This is a genomic window from Aquimarina megaterium XH134, assembly GCF_000520975.1.
GTDB lineage: Bacteria > Bacteroidota > Bacteroidia > Flavobacteriales > Flavobacteriaceae > Aquimarina > Aquimarina megaterium.
Map to the genome: position 1 here is coordinate 1 of NZ_JACB01000109.1, position 2,953 is coordinate 2,953.

General features: G+C 34.7%; 1 protein-coding gene. It reads right to left on the reverse strand.

The annotated features are described in order from the left end of the window. Nucleotides 1-2,523 (reverse strand): non-ribosomal peptide synthetase (locus Z053_RS0127265; protein ID WP_025668139.1); only part of this gene is annotated, 2,523 nt, incomplete at its 3' end. Between the last annotated feature and the right edge of the window lie 430 nt (nt 2,524-2,953).

Sequence of the window (2,953 nt, forward strand, 5' to 3'; positions counted from 1 at the left end):
GGAAATCGGAACTCCGATTGGGACACGATTTTCTATTACCCCAGAGAATGTAGTGGCACAAATACTACTTTCTGTAGGACCATATGCATTAATATAGGTACGCCCTTCAGAAAATGCCTTTGCCAAATCTACAGATATAGATTCCCCTGCTGTAATAAGAGTACGTACACTAGATAGGGAATCAATAGCTAATACTTGCAAAAATGCTGGGGGTAAAGTAGCAACTGTAATCGAATGTTCTTTGACAAAATTTCCAAAAGAAGTTACATCTGACTTATCTTCCTCATTTACGATATATAATGAAGCTCCTCCAAGCAGTGAGATGAAAGTTTCCCATACAGAAGCATCAAAAGAAGAACTGGCAAATTGAAGGCACCGGTCATCTTTTGTAATTGAAAAAGCCAATATCTGTGAACAAATAGTATTGACAATACTACGATGCTCAATCATAACTCCTTTAGGAAGACCAGTACTCCCTGATGTATAAATAACATATGCCAAATGTTCTGGATTAGAATTTTCGGGTATTGCACTGATATCCAACTGCTCGATAACATCCCAATGCTCATCTAATAAAACTTTGCTTAATTTTTCTCTTTCACTAAAAACAGATACAATATCACTTGTAGTCAACACCATATCAATAGCTGCATCATCAAGCATATAATCAATACGACTCAAAGGGTAATTTGGATCAATCGGCACATATGCTGCTCCTGCTTTTAAAATCCCTAAAATACCAACGACCATTTCTATAGAACGCTCTACGCAAATTCCTATTAATTCTTCTGGCTTGGTTTTCTGATCAAGAAGATAACGTGCTAATTGATTAGAACGATCATCCAGTTCTTTAAATGTCAGGTTTTTTCCTTCAAAAAATACAGCTTTCCTTTCTGGGTGTTTTTCTACCTGAGATTCAAACAGAGTTACTAATGTCTGTCCTGATGGGTATACAACTTTCGTATCATTAAAACTATGAAGTATTGTTTCTCGTTCTTTTGATTCTAACAAGGATATGGAATGAATGGGAACTTTACTGTTTTGAACCGCTCTTTGTAGTAACTCCTGATAATGAACTAACAAACGTTCTATCGTAGCGCTATCAAATAAAGCTGTACAATACTCTACCTGTAATGAAATGTCGGAATCATTCTCTAAAACATTAAAGGTAATATCATATTGAGAGGTAGTTTCTTTGTGTTCATACGTAGAAATCGCAATCTCTTCTAAGGATAAATCCGTTTGTTCTGGGGTGTTTTGTAACACAAACAATACCTGAAACAGTGGACTCATACTCATGTCGCGTGTGGATACAACACGATCAACGACACGTTCAAAAGAAACTAATTGATGGTCATAAGCATTCAGTGTTGTTTCTTTAACCCTGGAAACAACTTCTTCAAAACTTGGATTACCTGTCAGGTCGCTTCGTAACGCCAAGGTATTTACAAAAAACCCAATCATATCTTCTAACTCTGATTGCGTACGATTTGCAATAGGAGTACCTATACAAATATCCTCTTGACCACTATATCGAGACAACAATACTTTTAAGCCTGACAGTAAGGTCATGAATAAAGTAACTTTTTCTTTCTGACAAAAATCCTGTAAAGAACGACATAGGTCGACATCCAATGTAGTGGTTATACTTGCACCTTCATAACTCTGAATTGATGGTCGCAGATAATCGGTAGGTAATGATAAAGGAGTAACATCTTTCAATTTCTCTTCCCAATAGGAAAGTTCTCCTTCTATTGTTTTGTTTACAATAGGTGATCGTTGCCATACTGCATAATCCGCATATTGTAATGATAATTCTGGCAATACAGGGGTTCTATTCTTTTGTGATGCACTGTACAACTCTATAAATTCATTGATAAACACTCCTTCTGACCAACCATCACTGGCAATATGATGAAAAACCCCTACGAACACATAAAGATCTTCACTCAAATCATACACAACAGATCTAAACTTGTAATCCTTTGATAAATCAAAAGGGAGCTCGATAAAAGAAGTTATTTCCTTTTCAATATCTTTTTCACTTTCTATTACATTTTTTTCTAAAGTCCAATGATCTTCAGAAATCACATTTTGGTAACCTATTCCTTCTTCTGAATAAATAACCGTTCGTAATATCTCGTGGCGAGCAATAATTGTTTTTAACGAACTCTCTAATACATCCAAGTCTAATGCTCCTTGTAGCTTTAAAACTACAGGTATGTGGTAAGCTCTATTGCCTTGTAATTGATCCAAAAACCATAAGCGCTCCTGACTAAATGACAAAGGAACTTTGTTGATAGCATCTCGATCGTAAGGTTTAATTTTTAAAGCATTTCCCTTCTTTTCTCCTTGATACTTCTCTATATATTGAATAATTGATTCTTTATTATTTCTAATTTTTTGAAGTAAATCAGCATCAATTGGATTTATGGATTTAACAGTTAGTGCCCCCTTATTTACTACTAATTTTATGTTATTTTTATTTGCTTCTTTTAAAATATTTAAAACTTCTCGTTTCATCGTTTATATTTTATTGTTTTAAAGGTCAGGTAGAATTTGCCAATAATCATGTAACTCAGTTTTCATATGATTTACAGAATTATCGAAACTTTGTTTTGATTGATCTTGGACTTAATAGTATAGCTCATTTATAGCTAAAGTCATTGCTGCTTTATCGTCTTTGGGCGTTCCCCCTAGGGTCGGGCTATGCGTTACAAGTCCTCATCCAATTAGCATTGGATTCCGGGCTTTACACTGCTATCCCTAACGCATTTCTAGCAAGTCATTTATAAGATGACAAAGTAGAATTATATTTCTATGGTTACATTATATTGTTCTGTATCCTCGTTTTGATCTTCATCCAGATCCAGGTTAATAAATTCTATATGTGATGCTAATTCGTCTATGGTATTAAATTCGAATATGTCTTTTATGGCTACTTCTATGTGTA